Below are 20907 nucleotides of genomic sequence, written 5' to 3'. Positions count from 1 at the left end.
TGCTTTGCTTTGCTTTGCTTTGCATATTAAAAAATCATTGGCTCACGTGTCATAGCTAAGCGTACTATCAACATAACCCAGCCCATAGCGCCTAAATAACCGATAATTTGCATGGTACGATTTCTGGCTAATTTTAAGGTGTAATAGCCGGTAAAAATATAAGCTACTACCGCTAATAGCTTTTCACCTAGCCATAAATGCACCACCGGGTTCATGTGATATAAAAAAGCCATATAAACACCGATACCTAATAAGAAAGTATCAATAATATGCGGGGTAACCTTTACCCATTTCTTCTGCAATGACGGCGAGTTAACTAAAGTCCAGACAAAACGCAGACTAAATAAGGCAATGCTGATCACAGCCAGTGTCATATGAAGATGTTTAAACATAGATATTCCTTTTATTATTATTCATGTGAATGAGAAAAAATGGCCCAGCTTATACGCTCATGGCCATTTAAATCTGTAACAGTTTGTGCAGCTCGGTAACCTAAATTTTCCAGCAGCGCTCTCACTGCAGCCCCTTGCTGATAACCATGTTCAAAATACAAGCGCCCCTGTGGCTTTAAATAATGCTTAGCTTGTTTAGCAATATGTTCTATATCAGCTAAGCCGTTATTGTCAGCTACTAATGCCGATTTAGGCTCAAACCTAACATCACCTTGGCTTAAATTAACATCATCACCATCAATATAAGGGGGATTAGATACAATCAAATCAAACTGACTGTTAGATGGAACCTTCTCAAACCAATCACTTTGGTAAATATTTACCTGAGGTAAATTAAGCTGCTTAGCATTAAATTTGGCTAATGCCACCGCGTCTTCGCTAAAATCTAACGCGTCAATATGCCATGTTGGCATTTCAGATGCGAGTGATAAGGCAATTGCGCCTGTACCTGTGCCAAGATCTAGACAGCTTAATTGCGCTTTCTCTGCAAAATGTACTAAAACCAGCTCAATCAAGGTTTCAGTATCAGGACGAGGAATTAACGTTGCCGTTGACACTTTAAAAGGTAATGACCAAAATTCTTTAAATCCCAGAATATAGGCGATTGGCTCGCCTTCTATACGACGAGATAACAAAGATAAGAACGCTTGCCTTTGCGCTTTTGACAGCACCTTTTCTGGCCAAGTTAACAAATAACTGAGTTCTTTATCTAATACAGATGCTAACAATAATTGTGCATCTAATTTAGCGCTATCAGAGCTAGGCATCAATTGTTGATGCCCATACGCTATCGCCTGAGCAAGTGTTGGTGTTTCAACTAACATTAACGCTGTATTACTTTATTCTTGCTCAGCTAATTCAGCCAATAAATCAGCTTGGTTTTCTTGCATGATTGGCTCCATAACCAACTGCAAGTTACCTTCCATAATTTCAGCTAAACGATATAAGGTTAAGTTAATACGGTGATCACTCATACGGCCTTGCGGGAAGTTATAGGTACGAATACGTTCAGATCTATCACCACTAGCAACAAGGTTACGACGTGAAGACTCTTCTTCACTACGACGTTTTTCATCTTCTGCTTGTTGTAAGCGAGCTTGTAAAACAGACATAGCTTGAGCACGATTTTTATGTTGTGAGCGCTGATCCTGACACTCAACCACCACACCCGTTGGAATATGGGTAATACGAATGGCCGAGTCAGTTTTGTTAACGTGCTGACCACCGGCACCTGATGCTCTAAAGGTATCTACTTTTAAGTCGGCCTTATTGATTTCAATGGCTTGCGACTCAGGAATTTCAGGCATAACAACCACAGTACAAGCTGAAGTATGAACACGACCTTGAGATTCTGTTTCTGGTACACGTTGAACACGGTGTCCGCCTGACTCAAATTTCATCTGACCGTAAACACCTTCACCGTTTACTTTCATGATCAGTTCTTTATAGCCGCCCTGCTCGCTTTCATTACTGTTCATTACTTCAATTTTCCAGCCTTGCTTCTCTGCATAACGGCTGTACATTCTAAAGAGATCACCAGCAAAAATTGCCGCTTCATCACCGCCAGCACCTGCTCGAATTTCAACAAAACAGTTATTATCATCGTTAGGGTCACGAGGTAGTAATAGAATCTGCAGCTTATCAGCAATATCGGCAACCGCTTGCTTTGCTTCTTTATACTCTTCCTGCGCCATTTCACGCATATCAGGATCGTCATCTTTAAGCATTAATTCAGCCGTCGCAAAGTCATCTTCTGCTTCTTTATAGGAAGTAAAGGTTTGTGTGACTTCTTCTAATTGCTTAAATTCTTGAGATAAGGCTCTGAATTTTTCTTGATCATTGATGGTATCAGGATCTGATAATAGCGCTTGTACTTCTTCGAAGCGTTCAACTAACACTTCAAGCTTTTGATAAACTGAGGGTTTCATGAATAAAATCTTATTTCTAAATACTGATAATTGCCAACCACAAAAATTAAGGTTGGCGAAACTGACGCTATTCTAGCACAGTGAGCAAATGAAAGAAGATATTGCGAGACTTTTTAACGAGATAAGTTATTCTTTCGGATCAATATCGAAAATATCGCGTAAGTAAAGCAGCTTATCTAGCTCGCCACCTTGCGCCGCAGATTGCAGCGCACTTGTTGGCGCATGCATAAATTTATTAGTAAGCTTAGTTGCTAACTCTGCCACAACCGCTTCTGAAGATTTACCATTTTTTAATTGTACCAGTGCTTTTTCAAGTAACTGATCACGATTAGCTAAGCACTGCTTACGGTAAGTAATCACAGTATCTTGGGTATTTAAACCACGTAGCCAAGCCATAAAACTGTCTGATTGACTGTTAACAATACTTTCTGCTTGCACCGCTGCTTTGCGACGATTTTCAATATTCTTAGCAATAATACCTTGTAGGTCATCAACCGTATAAAGAAAGACATCTTCAAGCTCAGATACTTGCTCTTCAATATCTCGAGGAACAGCTAAATCAACCATAAAAATAGGCTTATGTTTACGAGCAACCAGCGCCTGCTCAACCATACCTTTACCAATAATAGGTAAAGTAGAGCCTGTCGAACTAATGACGATATCGGCTTGACAAATGTGCTCAGGTATTTGCGCTAACGTAATCACATCGGCGCCAATTTGCTTCGCCATACCTTCTGCTCGCGCAATAGTACGGTTTGCTACGGTAATTTTACCGACATTATTTTCATATAAATGTTTGGCAACTAGCTCTATTGTTTCACCGGCACCAACAAGTAACACGCGCGCTTTTTCTAGGCTAGCAAAGATATGTTTAGCAAGGTTAACTGAAGCAAAGGCAACAGATACAGCGCTTGCACCAATTTCAGTTTCAGTGCGTACTTGCTTGGCTACACCAAAAGTACGCTGAAATAAGCGATCCATCACAAGTGCCATAGAGCCAGCGGCTTTCGCTTGGCTATAGGCTTGCTTCATTTGCCCTAGAATTTGCGGCTCACCTAATACCAATGAATCAAGTCCGCAGGCAACACGCATCATATGATTCACGGCTTGCTGATCTTGATGCCAATAAAGGCTAGGTAATATAGTAGAGGCAGGAACGTTGTGATAACTCTCTAACCATTGCACCAATCGCTGCTGAGTATTTTCTACATCACCATCTTGAACTAAATACAGTTCAGTACGGTTACAAGTAGATAATATTGCTACTTCCTTACACTGAACCTCAGTCAGCATCTCCTGCAGCGCAGTCGATAACTTATCCGGATTAAAGGAAATTTTTTCCCTTACAGCAACAGGAGCAGTTTTATGATTGATTCCAACAGCAACAATGGACAAAATAATTAACCTATATCTTTCATATGACTAACAATCAATACGTTAACTTTAGCGTAGATATTAATCATGTATTTTATACTATATTAACAATTTTACTGGCAGCTACTTGTTTAGTAACCGACCTTAAATCACTTGCTTGCGCATTATACCTGAGTCATTCAAGTATTTCCCTATTATTACTCAGGTTTTACGATTAAACCATGATCTGAAATAAAAACTGCCGAGAAATTCTTGTCGCCAACCAGTAAAATTTGTTGTTATTGCACATTGCTAGAGCCTGTGTTCCAATAAATAAACTCTTACTAGTCACACTGTAACGATAACAACTTCTTCATGATAAACACTCAGTCTTCATCAATTTACCGCCTGCTGACCATACTAGTATTGGCAATGTTTTTTTTATCCGCCTGTACAACAAATAAGGCTATTCCCCCGATAGAATCAGTACACCCTCACCAAGAAAGAGCACAGTTACTCCAGCAGCTTAGCCAGTGGCAAATCACAGGAAAAATAGCCTTTATTCAAAGTAACAAACGCGAGCGCGCCAATTTCCATTGGCAAATAAATGAAGAAACTCAGCAGCAAAACCTCAACTTAACCAGTTATTTAGGTATCAATGTCTTGCAATTATCTTCAAGCAATGGCCATCATAAGGTAAAAGTTGATGGTAAAACTTACCAAGGAGAAGACTTAACAGCACTGATTTATCAACTTACTGGCTTCACCTTACCAACGAAAGCGTTAAACTTTTGGCTTAAAGGTTTACCTTATTTAGACAGTGACCAAATCAGCTATCACCCAGAAACACAATTGCCTGAGTACCTGTTAAGTAGCTTAGAGACAAATACAAATAACCATGAAGCTTGGCGCATTCACTACGGTAACTACCAAGCAATTAAGCAATTCATTTTGGCAAAAAAGCTCACTATCAGCAAAGGTGACTTAACCATCAAATTAGTTATTGATAAGTGGCGCGTATGAGCAAGTGTATTGCTATAGCCGAAATTATCTTAATTAAGCCGTACTTTAATTTTAAAGCATAACAAATCATTATTATGAATAGATTCATTAACCAAACTAAAACCTTTAGCGCCCCCGCTAAACTTAATTTGTTTTTACATATAGTGGGCAGGCGCAGTGATGGCTACCATGAACTTGAGACATTATTTCAATTTCTCGATCACTGTGACACGCTATCCTTTACGGTTACTGCCAGTGAAAAAATTCAATTACTGACACCGATAGCTGGCGTAAACGATGACGACAACCTCATTGTTAAAGCGGCGCGATTATTACAAGAAAAAATACGTCAAGATCAGCACTCCCCTATTTTGGGCGTTAACATAAGCATTGATAAAATATTACCTATGGGCGGCGGACTCGGCGGTGGCTCATCTAACGCTGCAACGGTTTTACTGGCACTTAACACCCTTTGGCAAGCAAACTACTCAATAACTGAATTAGCACATTTAGGATTAACCCTTGGTGCCGATGTGCCTATTTTTATTCACGGTCATGCTGCTTTTGCCCAAGGTGTTGGCGAGAAATTCACGCCAGCCTCACCAGAAGAAGCTTGGTATTTGGTCAGTAAACCCAATGTCAGCATATCCACGCAAAGCGTATTTACATCAGGGGACTTACCAAGGAACACAGAAAAACTGGAAAAACCTGACCATTTAGTAAACATAATGAACGATGAATTTTTCCACAATGACTGTCAAACCATGGTAATAAAACACTACTCTGAGGTTGCCAAGCTACTGGCTTGGTTGATAGAATACGCGCCGTCAAGAATGACGGGAACTGGTGCCTGCGTTTTTTCACGCTTTACCAGCCAAGAACAGGCGTGCGAAGTACAAGCAAAACTCCCTAATGGAATTACGTCCTTCGTTGCTAAAGGATTAAATAAATCGCCGTTAATTACGCAAATTGCAAGCTTGTAATACCTAATTATTACCTGCTTAAAATAAAATTATCAATAGTTATTAACTTGCTAAGCCAATAACTAGTGCCTAAAGTTAATGCTGTTTTATTCATGCTATTTGTTGCAAATGCACCTTTGAACAAATAGTCAAATATTAATGTCAAAAGTTTCTGAGGAACTGACTGTGCCTGACATGAAGATCTTTGCGGGTAATGCCACCCCTGAACTGGCCAAAGAAATTGCTAATCGCTTATATATTACTTTAGGCGAAGCCAAAGTTGGCAGCTTTAGTGATGGTGAAATTAGCTTTGAAATCACTGAAAACGTACGTGGTTCAGATGTTTTCATCGTGCAATCTACCTGTGCACCTACAAATGATAATTTAATGGAATTAATTGTGATGATCGACGCATTACGTCGTGCATCAGCTGGCCGTATTACCGCGGTAATTCCATACTTTGGTTATGCTCGTCAAGATAGACGTGTTCGCAGTGCTCGTGTACCAATCACAGCAAAAGTTGTCGCAGATTTCCTTTCAAGTGTTGGCGTAGACCGCGTACTAACAGTTGACTTACACGCAGAACAAATTCAAGGTTTCTTCGATGTACCAGTAGATAACGTATTTGGTACACCTATTCTTTTAGAAGACATGAAAAACCGTGAGCTAGATAACCCAGTTGTTGTATCGCCAGATATTGGCGGCGTAGTACGTGCACGTGCTGTAGCAAAATTATTAGATGATACAGACCTAGCCATTATTGATAAGCGTCGTCCTAAAGCAAACGTTGCTCAAGTTATGCACATTATTGGTGAAGTTGAAGGCCGTGACTGTATTATCGTTGATGATATGATTGATACGGGTGGTACTTTAGCCAAAGCCGCAGAAGCCTTAAAAGAGCACGGTGCAAAACGTGTTTTTGCCTACGCTACTCACCCAGTACTATCAGGCAATGCTGCAGAAAACTTGAAGAACTCTGTTATTGATGAAGTTGTGGTAACTGACTCAATCCCACTTTCTAAAGAAATTAAAAAGCTGAAAATGGTTCGTCAATTAACATTAAGCGGTATGTTAAGCGAAGCAATCCGTCGTGTTTGCAATGAAGAATCAATTTCTGCCATGTTTGAAAACTCATAATTCAAACGACAAAACACCTCGACAAAAGCCAGCATCACGCTGGCTTTTTTATTGCTTTATTCATTAGCTCATATGAACGCTAATATTTTTCAACAATACATAGCTTTAATTTAATTGAAGTGTTATCATTTCGCGCCTTTTTTATCTGGCACTTAATTTACTTGCTTAAAGTGACTAAATAATTGCAGAGATAACAAAGCCAATATCCTTGTTTTTGGTCGCAAAAAACAAGACTTAACTTTAGTTTAACAAGAGTATTAAACATGACTGATTTATTTACTTTGGATGCAGAAGTACGTACTGACCTGGGGAAAGGTGCGAGCCGCCGCCTACGTCACGCGAATAAAGTTCCTGCTATCCTTTACGGTGAGAACCAAGAACCTGTTTCTTTAACTTTAGAGCACAAAAATGTTTACCGTGCTCAACAAGAAGAAGCTTTCTACTCACACGTATTAACATTAAACGTTGATGGCAAAGCTGTTGAATGTTTAATTAAAGACATGCAACGTCACCCATACAAAGACGTTATCATGCACTTAGATTTCATCCGTATCGATGCTAAGCATGCTGTTCACGCTAACGTTCCTGTTCACTTCTTAAACGAAGATGTTGCAGCGAAGACAGGTGCTAAAATTGCTCACCACATCAATGAAATCGCAGTAACTTGTTTACCAAAAGATTTACCTGAGTTCATCGAAGTTGACTTAGCAGATCTTGAACTTGGTCAAACATTACACTTATCTGACGTTAAATTACCAGCAGGTGTTACCTCTGACGAATTAGCCAAAGGTGAGAGTCATGACCAAGCAGTTGTTACAGCTAATGCTCCAAAAGGCAAAGCAAGTGACGACGAAGCTGCAGAAGAAGATACTGCAGAATAATAATCGTTAATACATTTTTTTAAGTGTAATAATCTATGACGATTAAATTAATTGCGGGGCTAGGTAATCCTGGCCCCGAATATAGCAAAACTCGCCACAATGCTGGTGTCTGGTTCGTTGAAGAACTAGCTCGACGCAATAATATTGCTCTTCGCCCGGAAAAAAAATACTCAGGCCTCTACGGTAAAGGCTTAATCGCCAATCAAGTAGTTCACCTACTTATCCCGACAACCTTTATGAATCGAAGTGGTCAAGCTGTCGCTCCCTTAGCAAACTTTTTCCGTATTAATGTTGAAAATATTCTCATTGCGCACGATGAAATGGATATGCTACCTGGTACTGTAAAAATTAAACAAGGTGGTGGTCATGGTGGACATAATGGCTTAAAAGACATTATTGCCCGCATGGCAAATAACAAAGATTTTTATCGCTTGCGAATTGGCATAGGTCATCCAGGTCACCGCGACAAGGTAACAGGCCATGTGCTAGGTAAAGCGCCCGCAAGTGAACAAAGCTCAATTGAACAAGCCGTTGACGAAGCAAGCCGTTGCTTTGACATTTGGCAAACTGACGGTCTTACCAAAGCTCAACAGCGCTTACATGCCTTTAAAGGCTAATTGCTCAAAGCAAAGTAGACCATTGCAAATTATATATCAAAAAAGTAGGTAAAAATTATGGGATTTAAATGTGGCATCGTTGGCTTACCAAATGTAGGTAAATCTACTTTATTTAATGCGCTAACCAAAGCAGGTATTGAAGCTGCAAACTTCCCTTTTTGTACTATTGAACCGAACACAGGTGTAGTACCAGTACCTGATCCGCGTCTTGATAAATTAGCAGATATCGTCAACCCTGAACGCGTTATTCCAACCACCATGGAATTTGTTGATATTGCCGGTCTGGTTGCAGGCGCATCAAAAGGTGAAGGTTTAGGTAATAAATTCTTAGCAAACATTCGTGAAACTGACGCCATAGGTCATGTAGTGCGTTGTTTTGAAAATGACAACATTATTCACGTTGCCAACAAAATCAGCCCAGCGGACGATATTGATGTTATCAATACAGAATTAGCCCTTGCTGATATGGATACCGCTGAACGTGCTATTGTACGTCAAACAAAACGCGCTAAAGGTGGCGATAAAGACGCTAAGTTTGAACTACCTGTACTGGAAAAAATACTTAAGCATGTTGAAGACGGGCAAATGATCCGCTCTCTTGAGTTAAGTAAAGAAGAGTTAGCCGCGGTAAAATACTTAAACTTCTTAACCGTAAAACCAACCATGTACATTGCTAATGTCAATGACGATGGTTTTGAAGATAACCCTTATTTAGATATCGTTCGTGATATTGCTGAAAAAGAAGGTGCGGTTGTGGTTGCCGTATGTGCCGAGATAGAAGGCGAATTATCTGAAATGGATGAAGATGATCGTATTGAGTTTATGGCTGAAATGGGCTTAGAAGAGCCAGGCTTAAACCGCGTGATCAACTCAGGTTATGGCTTATTAAGTTTACAAACCTACTTTACTGCCGGTGTTAAAGAAGTTCGTGCATGGACAGTAAAACAAAATGCCACTGCACCTCAGGCTGCTGGCGTTATTCATACTGATTTTGAAAAAGGCTTTATTCGCGCTGAAGTGGTTAGTTATGATGACTTTATTGAGTTTAACGGTGAAGCAGGTGCTAAAGAAGCCGGAAAATGGCGCTTAGAAGGGAAAGACTACCCTGTTAAAGATGGCGATGTTGTTCACTTTAGATTTAATGTTTAATCATTAACGCATTACAAATTTCAATAGTAAAAAGGCTCATTCAATATGAGCCTTTTTTATATCTTTTTTGCCAATTTTTTAGCACTCTTATATCGTCTAATATATCGCCATGTAAACCTTAAGTTAATTGAAAGTTAAAGATTAACATCTCCTCAATTAAAGCTTGTTTTTACACTCTAGTGCAATAGAATGCGCGCTGAAATCACAAGAAAATCAAAACTGTAGAAACGTTTTTTTAGCTATTTTCTCGAAAAATATCTAAATAACACAATTCTTAGTCTACACTTTCTTTGTCAAACCATATTTTTACTTAACAATAATAAGGTGCTCTAATGAAAAAAGTTCTTTTATTAGCAACATTGGTAGCTGCAAGCTCATTAACGGCAACACCTGCGCAAGCAGACAACTTAACATTACGCGTATGTGAGTACGTGCAAGCAAACGATAAAAGTCGTTTAAGAGCTTTTTTAAAGCAAAACAAATTAAAAATGCGCAATATCTACACTGGTTTAGAGTGTAATGGCAGTAGCTTGCTTGTTTTTGCAGCAAAATCTAATGCGTTAGAAGTAGGTGAATTCATTATTGGTAAATTACCCGCAAAAAAAGTTAAACCGGAAATCGAAGAGCTATCTAAACATTCTGCACATTTAGCTGAAGAAGCAAAAGAAAGATAATTACTTTCCCCTTCAATAAAAACAAAAACGCATTACTTTATTTACTAGATAATGCGTTTTTTCTTAAAATACTGCATAGTTAACCACCAAATTGCACACGCATTAGCCAAACAAACAAAAAGTGTAATTTTTTCGAAAAAAACGGTTGACGTACGGCAAGCAGATTAGCATAATACGCCGCACTTGCTACAGAGCAGGTTGGTAAGGCTACATAGCTCAGTTGGTTAGAGCACATCACTCATAATGATGGGGTCCCAGGTTCAAATCCCGGTGTAGCCACCATTTCACATAAGGATTGTGTGAATATTAGAAATGCGGGAGTGGCGGAATTGGTAGACGCGCTGGATTTAGGTTCCAGTATCTTTGATGTGAGAGTTCAAGTCTCTCCTCCCGTACCATTTCTAACAACGTCAGTTGTAAAAAGTAAGTACATTGCAGGGGTATAGCCAAGCGGTAAGGCAGCGGGTTTTGATCCCGTCATTCAGAGGTTCAAATCCTCTTACCCCTGCCACTTCTTTTCAATTCAAAAGAATTCAATGTAATTACAAACGGTTTTCTGCAGGGGTATAGCCAAGCGGTAAGGCAGCGGGTTTTGATCCCGTCATTCAGAGGTTCAAATCCTCTTACCCCTGCCACTTTCATTTCCAAATGAATAACTTAAATGATGCTGAAGTAGCAAATTGATAGACGCGCTGCTTTCTATTAGAAAATAGCAGGTTCCAGTATCTTTGGTGTGAGAGTTCAAGTCTCTTTAAAAACTTTACTACCTTATGCGGGAGTGGCGGAATTGGTAGACGCGCTGGATTTAGGTTCCAGTATCTTTGATGTGAGAGTTCAAGTCTCTCCTCCCGTACCATCGCCCAAACAATCCAAATAAATTCTTTCTTCATTTATTAGCTATTTACTCATCATGTTTTGGTTGAGTTGTTAGACGCGCTGCTTTCTATTAGAAATTAGTAGGTTCCTGTATCTTTGATATGAGAGTTCAGGTCTCTTTAAAAACTTTACCACCTTATGCAGGAGTGGCGGAATTGGTAGACGCGCTGCTTGTATTAGACATGTACGGTTCCAGTATCTTTGATGTGAGAGTTCAAGTCTCTCCTCCCGTACCATCGCCCAAACAATCCAAATAAATTCTTTCTTCATTTATTAGCTATTTACTCATCATGTTTTGGTTGAGTTGTTAGACGCGCTGCTTTCTATTAGAAATTAGTAGGTTCCTGTATCTTTGATATGAGAGTTCAGGTCTCTTTAAAAACTTTACCACCTTATGCAGGAGTGTCGGAATTGGTAGACGCGCTGCTTGTATTAGACATGTACGGTTCCAGTATCTTTGATGTGAGAGTTCAAGTCTCTCCTCCCGTACCATCGCCCAAACAATCCAAATAAATTCTTTTCTCATTTATAGCTTTTTACTCATCATGTTTTGGTTGAGCTGTTAGACGCGCTGCTTATATTAGACATGTACGGTTCCAGCATCTTTGATGTGAGAGTTCAAGTCTCTCCTCCCGTACCATCGCCCAGCAATCTAATCAAAATATACTTTTCTTAAATTTCATCTTTGCCAATACATGATGCAATAATCCAAGTTTCTATAAAACTTTACTACCTTATGCGGGAGAGGCGGAATTGCTAGACGCGCTGCTTACATTAGATATGTAGGGTTCCAGTGTTTCTTTTTTTGATGTCAGAGTTCAAGTCTCTCCTCCCGTACCATAGTCCAAGTAATCCATACAAAATATTATTTTCTAACTTATTATCTTATAGCCAAGATGTTTTGGCTGTATGCTAGACGCGCAGCATGAGCATTAACTTTCATTAAGTAAGTGCAGTTACAGTAGCTTTTATGATGCGAGCAGAAGTTTAAACTCATGTTTAATAAAGCACATTCATTAGGCCGAGAAGAGTCTTTAAAAGCTAAACTTGTTAGCCTTTAATCAAGGTTCTTTGCTGAATTCAAGCTTTCTGTTTGATTGTCGTATTCGCGCTTATTCAGTGAGCGTCACACCACAGGCATACGCTAAAGCTCTATTTTTAATTTGAGTATTGATTAAAGGCAGTTTATTAATAGCTAAAAAGCCAAGATTACGAGCAAATTTAACTAAAGATGATGGGTGACTAAAACTAGTGTATAAGGCATCCATAGTAGACATCATCAATAAATTATCATGTCGTCTTGCCTTTTCATAGCCACCAAGCACAGTGTCACTATGCCAACTCTGACCATTAGCTATTGCTGATGCAATCACATTCTGCAATGCTTTTACGTCTTTAAAGCCTAAATTAACACCTTGGCCTGCCAAAGGGTTAATGGTATGAGCTGCATCACCAACGAGTAATATGCGCTTGTGCTGATAACTATTGGCATGGCGGCGCGTAAGCGGGAATGACGCTTTATCTATCACCTTTACTTTACCTAAGCGCTTTGGAAAATATTGATGTATTTCAGACGTTAATTGCGCGTTAGAGATTGACGCGAGACGTTTAATTTCTGCTTTACTGTGATACCAGACTAATGAGGCATAACCACCAAGCTCGCTCTGCCCAGGCAAGGGTAAAAAAGCAACAGGACCTGAGGGAGTAAATTGCTGCCAAGTAATATCTTGCTGTGAGAACTCAGTTTCAACATTGATTAACATGGCTGATTGCTGATAATCCCAACCTGTTATACCAATACCTGCGAGTTGTCGCACCTTAGAATTAGCGCCATCAGCACCAATCAGCAACTTAGTAGCTATAGTAGAATTGCTTAGGGTAACAATCACATTATCTGTTGATTGTTCAATATCTACTAAGCTTTCTGGGCAATACAAAAATATATTCTGATTACTGTTAAGCTCCTGCCAGAGCGCTAACTGTAATAGTCTATTCTCTACGATATCACCTAGATGCTCTTGTGCTATATCTTTAGCGTTAAATTCGGTATAAGCATACGGTAGTTCCCAAACCCCTAAACGCTTATATTGACATGTTCGCCATTGCTTTATTTGCTGCCAGCAGTTTAACTGGGTGAGTAAATGTTGTGAGGCTAATGATATAGCGGAAACTCTCAGATCAAGCGGCTGCTCTTTAGCAAACTCTTTAGGCTTAAATTGCTCAACAACAGCCACTCGCAAGCCTAGGTTTGCCAAAGATAGTGCACTAGCAGCACCAACCATGCCACCACCGATTACCACACAATCAAAATTTTCCATCTCTTATTGTTCACTAAGCAATTTACATTGCCAACATTCTACCCCATGCATTCATGACTTGCCTGAGAAATTTTACTAAAAATAAGTTAGCGCTTATTTAAACAAAGCTCGATAAATGCCTGAGCCGGAATAGGTTTAGATATATGATAACCTTGACCATAATCGCAACCTAAAGATTGCAAATAATCAAAATGTTGTTGCGTTTCTATGCCCTCGCCCACAAGCTTTAAGTTTAAACTGTGACCAATAAGAACAACGGCCTCTACTAAACTTGCATCAGTCTTATCATCTATTGCTCCTTCAATAAAAGAGCGATCAATTTTCAAAACATCAATAGGGAAATGTTTTAAATAACTTAACGAAGAATAGCCAGTACCAAAGTCATCCATATGAATAGCAACACCAAGCGAGCGGATTTTTTGTAAGGTTGAAATCATTTCCTTGGAATTATCCATTAATAAACTCTCGGTGATCTCAACTTTTAAATGATTCGGCTGAATGTCATTCTCTGCCAGTGCTGTCTCAATGACTTCAGCTATCGGTGTGGCACTGGTTTGCTTACATTGCCTACTAGAAACATTCACGGCAACATTTAATTTTAACCCTTGGTTATGCCAATTTTTCAAATCTTTACATGCTTGCATAACCACCCATTGACCAATGGTCTCAATCAAACCTGTCTCTTCAGCAATAGCAATAAAACTATCAGGGTATACCAAACCGTCTGTTGGATGCTGCCAGCGAATAAGTGCTTCAGCGCCCACTATATTTCCAGATTTAAGCGATACGACCGGCTGATAATGTAGAACAAACTCGTTATTTTTTACCGCCCTTCTCAGCGCAAGCTCAACCTTCATACGCGCGGTAACGGTTTTATTCATACTGGCAGTGAAGAATTTATAAGCGTTTCTACCTGACTCCTTCGCTTGGTACATAGCAGTATCGGCATTTTTAAGTAGCAGCTCAACTTCATAACCGTCAGTAGGTGCGATGGTAATACCAATACTGGCTGAAACAACCGCTTCATTACCACCACTGTCAATATCATTAGATAAATGAAATGGTGCAGATAAGCTTCTTAGAATATTCTTGGTTATGCGCTCAATATCAAAGCGATTGGCTGTTCCAGCTAAAATCACAACAAATTCATCGCCGCCAAAACGGGCAACGGTATCTGTCTCTCTAAGGCACTGTCTTATACGTATAGCCGCTAACTTAAGTAATTCATCACCGCTATTGTGTCCCCAAGTATCATTAACGTTTTTAAAGCGGTCTAAATCAATAAAAAGCAAAGCTAAGTGACCGCTATGATATTGATTTTTATTTACTTCATGATGTAAGCGCTCTAAGCAAAGCTTACGGTTAGGCAAGCCAGTGAGTGAATCATAATTTGCTTGTAGCCAAATATCTTCTTCATACTTTTTATGTTTAGTAATATCAGAGAACAGGCTAATGTACTGAATAGGCTTATTATGGCTATCCTTTACCACGCTAATGGCTAAAAATTCAGGGTAAATTTCGCCATTTTTCCGTTTATTCCAAATCTCACCTTGCCAACAATTATTTTGCTCTAACTCTTGCCACATAGCTTGGTAAAAGCTAGCGGTATGTTTACCTGAGTTAAGAATATTAGGATTTTGACCTATCACCTCGTCAGCGCTATAACCACTAATAGCACAAAAAGCCGGGTTTACTGTTTCTATTTCATTGTTTTCATTGGTGATCATTATCGCTTCTGAGGCATATTTAAATACCGCAGCAGAGATTTTTAATTCCCCTTCAGACTTAATCCGTTCAGCTAACATCTGGTTAAATGCCGCCGCCATTTCAGCTATTTCATCTTTACCTTGCACAGCAAGAGGTTGATTAAACTTGTGGTCTATTTGCATTTGCTTCATGGCATCAGCAATGGACTTAATTTTCTGAATAATGCGCTTTACAACAGAAAAAGATAAATACAGGGCACAAATGAAAATAACAGCAAACAAACTAAGATAGATAACTAAGTTTAACCTAGCGCTTGATTCTTGCTTTCTGGCTAAACTTTGCATTTCATCGCCGATAGAATCACTGATTTCGCGAAATAAAGCGATTCGCTCTGAGCTTATCTGCCACCACAATTTATCATCAATATTTAAGCCGTATTGATGTAAAGTGCCAATAGCATTTACGGCATCACTGTCGTCAATCCTAACTTGTTCATCAATCAGTTCAATTTCCACTCCTTGTGCTTTTAATGACTTTGCCAAAGCCAATTGACTGCGATAAGCTGCAAAGGTTTGCTCTAGTTGTGTTAGCGCGAGGGTTTCCTGTGCTGATAAATCATCTAACTTATGAAATGCACTCAAAATATGTTGCGCCATCTGATAACGCTGCTCAAATAAATTTAAGTAATGTGGCTCGCCTCGAATAATATAGTTTTTGAAGTGGTGAATTAAGCCGCCGTAACCCAGCTCATGTTCAAGCTTATAAATATATTCTTCTCTCATCAATTTTTGATAAATGCGCTGTCTTACTGTAAACACTTGAGTATTGACGGGTGATGCCAAGTGCTCTTTTAACTTATCTTGATGATGGCCACTTGAGAGGGAAAATAAATCTGCAATTAATTTGTCTTGTAATTGCCCGTAAGAAATCACCTGCTGTAATTGACTAACAATAGTTTGCTCAGCATTTAAAATACCATTTAAAAAGCCTCGCTCTTGCCCTGATATTTCTTGCAAACGAATAAAGTTAATAAAATCTAAACTAAAACGGCTCTGCTCAATCTCTTGAAAACCGACCTGAACTTGAGAAATCAAACGAATTAGTTGGTCGATAAAATCTGAGTAAAAATAAAAATAGTTTCGACCTAGAAGTAAATCAACGCTTTTCCTTTGACTTACAATATTGTCTGAACTTGTTATTGCATCTTGATAGACCGACTTAATGACTTGATGGCTGGCAATGCTAGCCAGCGGAATTTCACTCGTGAAAAACAACGCCTTAAGCTGCTGAAAACGTAACAACTGTTTATCTGTTTTATTACGCTGCTTGATTAAAACCGCGAGGTAACTTTCACTATTATTTGCTAAAAAGCCTTCGGTTAAACCGCGCTCTTTTTGCAGTTCATGAATCAGTTGCTCTATCTGCAAAGAAATATCTAGCGATAAACTCGCCTGCCTTGCCTGTTGAATCTCACTCGAGTAATGATGAATTTGCACACAGCCAAAATAAAGTATGACCAACCAAGGCACTAAAAGAAATACGCGCAAGCTAGTACTAATATTTAAGCCACAAAAGTGTTTTAAGTTCATCTTTTCGATGCTTCCAAGACAAGTCCATAGTAATAAAAAAAGCAGAATCCCCCAGATACTAGCACCAAGGCCTAAAAACAAATTTGTTTAATATCAAGTTAGCGTTAATGTCCAGAACGGATTAAAGGTTCACACAAACTAGTTTCATAAATAAGTTTATCGATAAATTCGATATCAGCTTTAAATTGGTATAAAATACGCCTCCATTTATTGGCCAGAGACGATTTTTTCATCTGAGCCATCGTGAAAATAGTGTAATTTAGCGCATAAGCCAAGAGTAGAAGTAAATGAGTAAAAAGCTATATATCAAAACCTGGGGCTGTCAAATGAACGAGTATGACTCGCAAAAGATAGCAGAATTATTAGATTCAACTCACGGTTATTCCCTTGCTGAAGAAGCTGAGGATGCTGACGTTATTCTACTGAACACTTGCTCTATCCGTGAAAAAGCGCAAGAGAAAGTTTTTCATCAATTAGGTCGCTGGAAAACATTAAAAGACACTAAGCCAGATTTATTAATTGGTGTTGGTGGCTGTGTCGCATCACAAGAAGGTGATGCCATTCGCCAGCGTGCTCCTTTCGTTGACATGGTCTTTGGCCCGCAAACCTTACACCGTTTGCCTGAAATGCTAAACCAGCTACAACGCTCAAGCAGCCCAATTGTTGATGTTAGCTTTCCTGAAATTGAAAAATTTGACCGTTTACCTGAGCCAGTAGCGGAAGGTGCAACGGCGTTTGTCTCGATTATGGAAGGTTGTAGTAAATATTGTACCTTCTGCGTTGTCCCTTACACACGCGGTGAAGAAGTGAGCCGCCCTCTTGATGATGTACTCTATGAAATTGCCCAACTTGCAGAGCAAGGCGTACGTGAAGTTAACTTACTTGGACAGAACGTAAACGCTTATCGTGGTGAAATGCATGATGGCAGCATCTGTCGTTTTGCAGATCTGATTCGCTTAGTGGCAACCATAGACGGCATTGACCGTATACGTTACACCACTTCTCACCCGGTTGAATTTACCGACGATATTATTGATGCCTACGCTGATGTGCCAGAGCTGGTAAATCATCTGCACCTACCAGTACAAAGTGGTGCTGATAGAATATTAATGCAAATGAAGCGTGGTCATACGGCGCTAGAATATAAATCACAAATTCGTAAACTTAAGAAGGTACGCCCAGAGCTTTGCATGTCATCAGACTTTATCGTCGGCTTCCCAGGTGAAACCGATGAAGACTTCACAGCGACAATGGACTTAATTAAAGCAGTAGATTTTGATTTAAGCTTTAGCTTTATCTACAGTGCGCGCCCAGGTACACCAGCAGCAGATTTACCTGATGACATTAGCGATGAAGTTAAAAAGCAGCGTTTACAAATCTTACAAGATAGAATCAGCCAACAAGCATTACGTATTGCCCGTCAAATGCTCAATACAGAGCAACGTATCTTGGTAGAAGGTCCATCAAAGAAAAATCCAATGGAGCTTAGAGGACGTACAGAAAATAACCGTATCGTTAACTTTGTTGGTCCACACAGCACAATTGGTCAATTTGTTGATGTAAAAATTACCGACGTCTACTCAAATTCACTTCGCGGTGAATTAGTCCGCCAAGAAAGTGAAATGGGTTTGCGTATTGCTCACTCTCCTGCTGACATTTTAGCCAACAATCATCACCAAAGTAAGCCTAGTCATTTAGATGATTTAGGTGTTGGTACATTTACGCCTTAATGCGTAAAGCGAACAAAACATAAAGGTATTAACCACATTGACTCAATCAGCTAGTAAGCATCAATTTGAACTTTTGCCTGTCGATAATTACCGACAGGCAAATTTAGCCGGCCCAATGGATGACAACCTAAAGACCATTGAGCGTCGTTTAGGCGTAGAAATAAGCTATCGAGGCCACCACTTTACTATTGTCGGCAACGAGCTAAACTGTCTGGCCGTAATTAAGTTGCTTAAAGATCTTTATATTGAGACCCAAGAAGTTAAAGGTCAAAGCAAGCCTGTAACACCAGAAATGGTGCATTTAGCGATACTTGATGCCAAAGTGCTTGAACAAGATGACGAACAAAGCACTGCCAGCAATGATCTCGACGCTAAATACCAAGAAATGATGACCATTAAAACCAAACGCGGTACGGTAAAGCCTCGTAATGGCAACCAACAAGCTTATGTGCAAAATATCTTAACGAATGATATTAGCTTTGGCATTGGCGTTGCGGGTACTGGTAAAACATACCTAGCGGTTGCTTGTGCAGTTGATGCCCTTGAGCGACAAGAAATTCGCCGAATTTTATTAACAAGACCTGCGGTTGAAGCCGGCGAAAAACTTGGCTTTCTTCCAGGTGACCTATCACAAAAGATAGATCCTTATCTTAGACCTTTATACGATGCCCTATTTGAAATGCTAGGCTTTGAAAAGGTTGAAAAATTAATTGAGCGCAATGTCATTGAAATTGCTCCGCTTGCCTATATGCGTGGTAGAACCCTTAATGATGCTTTTGTTATTCTTGATGAAAGCCAAAATACCACAGTAGAGCAAATGAAAATGTTCTTAACACGTATTGGCTTTAATTCACGTGCGGTAATCACGGGCGATATCACCCAAGTGGACTTACCACGTCATCAATCATCCGGTTTACGTCATGCCATTGAAGTACTGCAAGATATTGATGGCATCAGCTTTAACTTCTTCCAATCTAAAGATGTGGTTCGTCACCCTGTAGTTGCACGTATTGTTGAAGCCTATGATCGCTTTGATCAAAAAATAAATCGCATCAAACAGCAAAAAGAACAAGCAAGAAAAGCGGAACAAAAAGAAAACAAAGCAAAAGAGAATGATCAAGAAGAGCAAGGCGATGCATAATACCCTTGATATTCAAATTGCTAGTGAATTTAGCCCATTGCCGTCAGCGCAAGACTTTCAATTATGGGTTGATACCGCTTTAACTCACGTGGCTAGCTCAGATAAAGCATTTGAGCTAACCATCAGAGTTGTTGATAGCAATGAAAGCCAACAGTTAAACGCCCAGTATCGAGATAAAGATAAACCAACCAACGTACTTTCTTTTCCTTTTGAAGTACCAGAAGGTATTGAACTCAATTTACTAGGTGATTTAGTCATATGTAGCCAAGTGGTTGCTGATGAAGCAAAAAACCAAAACAAAGCCTTATTTGATCATTGGGCGCATATGGTTACTCATGGATGCTTGCATTTAGTTGGCTTTGATCATATAAGTGACACAGAAGCTGAAGAAATGGAATCATTAGAGATTGCAATTTTGGCGAAATTAGGCATAAATAACCCTTATTTGCCGCAATAACTCAGCATATTTATTAACAATACAGGAAATATTGAAGCTCTATGAGCGAAGACAATCCCCACTCTACTAACGGCGCTGCCAATAAATCTATCTTGAATAAAATCATTCAAGTATTTACGCCAGAGCCGAAAAATAAAGATGAATTAGTTGAAGTATTACTCGATGCTCAAGAAAGAGAGCTCATTAATCCAGATACTAAGCAGATGATCGAAGGTGTGCTAGAGGTTTCTGAAATGCGAGTGCGCGAAATCATGATCCCACGCTCACAAATGGTCACCATAGATAGAAACCAAAGTCTTGAACAATTCTTACCTATTATATTAGAGTCCGGTCATTCACGATTTCCTGTCGTCAATGAAGATATTGATCACGTTGATGGTATTTTACTTGCTAAAGACCTTTTAGCCTTTGGTTTTAATGCCAATGATGAAGAATTAAGCCTAAAAGATATTATTAGACCAGCCATTATTGTTCCTGAAAGTAAAAAGTTAGAGCCGCTATTAAAAGAATTTCGCTCAAATCGCTATCATATGGCATTAGTCGTAGATGAATACGGCGGCGTTTCTGGCGTTGTTACCATTGAAGATATTTTAGAGCAAATTGTTGGTGAAATTGAAGATGAAACCGATGATGATATCGAAGAAGATATCAAACATTTGGCTGGTAGCGTTTACTTAGTGAGAGCCTTAACTGAACTCGCTGACTTCAATGAGTTTTTCAATAGTGATTTCAACCCTGAAGATGCCGATACCATTGGCGGTATTGTCTTGCATGAATTTAATCATATGCCGAAAAAGGGTGAGCAAATTACCTTAGATCACTTTGAATTTAAGGTAATTAACGCAGATAGCAGACGCATGCAAATGTTACAGGTTACCGTTGCTAAAGACCATGAAATTAACGGCAAAATTAGTGACTAACTGATAAGTTCCCC

General features: G+C 39.4%; 17 protein-coding genes and 6 tRNA genes. 17 read left to right on the top strand and 6 right to left on the bottom strand.

The genetic code is table 11. The features are described from left to right. Nucleotides 1-26: 26 nt before the first annotated feature. From EMK97_RS18500 to hemA, 4 genes are all read right to left on the bottom strand, one after another. Nucleotides 27-392: a SirB2 family protein gene (locus EMK97_RS18500; RefSeq protein WP_130604237.1), complete on the bottom strand. Its 366-nt coding sequence runs from the start codon at nucleotides 390-392 to the stop codon at nucleotides 27-29. A gap of 17 nt (nucleotides 393-409) precedes the next feature. Further along, nucleotides 410-1276: a peptide chain release factor N(5)-glutamine methyltransferase gene (gene prmC, locus EMK97_RS18495; RefSeq protein ID WP_130604236.1), complete on the bottom strand. Its 867-nt coding sequence runs from the start codon at nucleotides 1274-1276 to the stop codon at nucleotides 410-412. 15 nt (nucleotides 1277-1291) lie between these two features. Next, nucleotides 1292-2380, bottom strand: a complete 1089-nt coding sequence (gene prfA / locus EMK97_RS18490; RefSeq protein WP_130604235.1) for a peptide chain release factor 1 — start codon at nucleotides 2378-2380, stop codon at nucleotides 1292-1294. A 126-nt stretch (nucleotides 2381-2506) separates the two neighbouring features. Next, nucleotides 2507-3775: a glutamyl-tRNA reductase gene (gene hemA / locus EMK97_RS18485; RefSeq protein ID WP_130604234.1), complete on the bottom strand. Its 1269-nt coding sequence runs from the start codon at nucleotides 3773-3775 to the stop codon at nucleotides 2507-2509. 390 nt (nucleotides 3776-4165) lie between these two features. On the opposite strand from hemA, the gene lolB reads away from it, so the two are divergent. The 13 genes from lolB to EMK97_RS18420 all read left to right on the top strand — a co-directional run bounded on the left by lolB (nucleotide 4166) and on the right by EMK97_RS18420 (nucleotide 11267). Further along, a complete protein-coding gene (gene lolB, locus EMK97_RS18480) occupies nucleotides 4166-4756 on the top strand; it encodes a lipoprotein insertase outer membrane protein LolB (RefSeq protein ID WP_170176810.1) in 591 nt (196 codons plus the stop codon). A 74-nt stretch (nucleotides 4757-4830) separates the two neighbouring features. Further along, the gene (gene ispE, locus EMK97_RS18475; protein ID WP_130604232.1) at nucleotides 4831-5718 is read left to right on the top strand and encodes a 4-(cytidine 5'-diphospho)-2-C-methyl-D-erythritol kinase; all 888 of its coding nucleotides are present in this window, start codon (nucleotides 4831-4833) and stop codon (nucleotides 5716-5718) included. 165 nt (nucleotides 5719-5883) lie between these two features. Then, on the top strand, nucleotides 5884-6834 hold the full coding sequence (locus EMK97_RS18470; RefSeq protein ID WP_130604547.1) for a ribose-phosphate pyrophosphokinase: 951 nt from the start codon (nucleotides 5884-5886) through the stop codon (nucleotides 6832-6834). Nucleotides 6835-7097: 263 nt separating this feature from the next. Continuing rightward, complete coding sequence (locus EMK97_RS18465) at nucleotides 7098-7715, top strand: 50S ribosomal protein L25/general stress protein Ctc (RefSeq protein WP_130604231.1); 618 nt, start codon at nucleotides 7098-7100, stop codon at nucleotides 7713-7715. Nucleotides 7716-7750: 35 nt separating this feature from the next. Continuing rightward, nucleotides 7751-8332, top strand: coding sequence for an aminoacyl-tRNA hydrolase (gene pth, locus EMK97_RS18460; protein WP_130604230.1), 582 nt, complete (start codon nucleotides 7751-7753; stop codon nucleotides 8330-8332). Nucleotides 8333-8389: 57 nt separating this feature from the next. Next, on the top strand, nucleotides 8390-9481 hold the full coding sequence (ychF, locus tag EMK97_RS18455; protein WP_130604229.1) for a redox-regulated ATPase YchF: 1092 nt from the start codon (nucleotides 8390-8392) through the stop codon (nucleotides 9479-9481). 332 nt (nucleotides 9482-9813) lie between these two features. Beyond that, the gene (locus EMK97_RS18450; RefSeq protein WP_130604228.1) at nucleotides 9814-10155 is read left to right on the top strand and encodes a DUF3718 domain-containing protein; all 342 of its coding nucleotides are present in this window, start codon (nucleotides 9814-9816) and stop codon (nucleotides 10153-10155) included. Nucleotides 10156-10360: 205 nt separating this feature from the next. Continuing rightward, nucleotides 10361-10437, top strand: a tRNA-Met gene (locus tag EMK97_RS18445). A gap of 32 nt (nucleotides 10438-10469) precedes the next feature. Then, nucleotides 10470-10553, top strand: a tRNA-Leu gene (locus EMK97_RS18440). Between the two features lie 38 nt (nucleotides 10554-10591). After that, nucleotides 10592-10666, top strand: a tRNA-Gln gene (locus tag EMK97_RS18435). A 49-nt stretch (nucleotides 10667-10715) separates the two neighbouring features. Further along, nucleotides 10716-10790: transfer RNA gene (locus EMK97_RS18430), tRNA-Gln, on the top strand. Between the two features lie 137 nt (nucleotides 10791-10927). Continuing rightward, nucleotides 10928-11011 (top strand) — tRNA-Leu (locus EMK97_RS18425). Between the two features lie 160 nt (nucleotides 11012-11171). Further along, nucleotides 11172-11267, top strand: a tRNA-Thr gene (locus EMK97_RS18420). 876 nt (nucleotides 11268-12143) lie between these two features. Here EMK97_RS18420 and EMK97_RS18415 read toward each other — a convergent pair. Together EMK97_RS18415 and EMK97_RS19400 are read right to left on the bottom strand one after the other, a co-directional pair. After that, nucleotides 12144-13349, bottom strand: coding sequence for an FAD-dependent oxidoreductase (locus EMK97_RS18415; protein WP_130604227.1), 1206 nt, complete (start codon nucleotides 13347-13349; stop codon nucleotides 12144-12146). Between the two features lie 86 nt (nucleotides 13350-13435). After that, a complete protein-coding gene (locus EMK97_RS19400; protein ID WP_130604226.1) occupies nucleotides 13436-16645 on the bottom strand; it encodes an EAL domain-containing protein in 3210 nt (1069 codons plus the stop codon). Between the two features lie 287 nt (nucleotides 16646-16932). Here EMK97_RS19400 and miaB point away from each other — a divergent pair, with 287 nt between their 5' ends. The 4 genes from miaB (at nucleotide 16933) to EMK97_RS18390 (ending at nucleotide 20893) form a co-directional block, all read left to right on the top strand. Beyond that, nucleotides 16933-18375 (top strand): tRNA (N6-isopentenyl adenosine(37)-C2)-methylthiotransferase MiaB, encoded by a 1443-nt coding sequence (gene miaB, locus EMK97_RS18405; RefSeq protein ID WP_130604225.1) that lies wholly within the window; start codon nucleotides 16933-16935, stop codon nucleotides 18373-18375. A gap of 115 nt (nucleotides 18376-18490) precedes the next feature. Then, complete coding sequence (locus EMK97_RS18400; protein ID WP_130604546.1) at nucleotides 18491-19516, top strand: PhoH family protein; 1026 nt, start codon at nucleotides 18491-18493, stop codon at nucleotides 19514-19516. Continuing rightward, entirely contained in the window at nucleotides 19509-19973 is a 465-nt protein-coding gene (gene ybeY, locus EMK97_RS18395; protein WP_130604545.1) for an rRNA maturation RNase YbeY, read from the top strand. Before EMK97_RS18400 ends, ybeY begins: the two co-directional genes overlap by 8 nt. Nucleotides 19974-20014: 41 nt before the next feature. Then, a complete protein-coding gene (locus tag EMK97_RS18390; RefSeq protein WP_130604224.1) occupies nucleotides 20015-20893 on the top strand; it encodes a CorC family transporter in 879 nt (292 codons plus the stop codon). Nucleotides 20894-20907: the final 14 nt, after the last annotated feature.

This window comes from Litorilituus sediminis (assembly GCF_004295665.1).
Taxonomy (GTDB): Bacteria; Pseudomonadota; Gammaproteobacteria; order Enterobacterales; family Alteromonadaceae; genus Colwellia; species Colwellia sediminis.
Note: the sequence above shows the minus strand (reverse complement) of the source record. Positions and strands in the feature narration are given on the sequence as shown.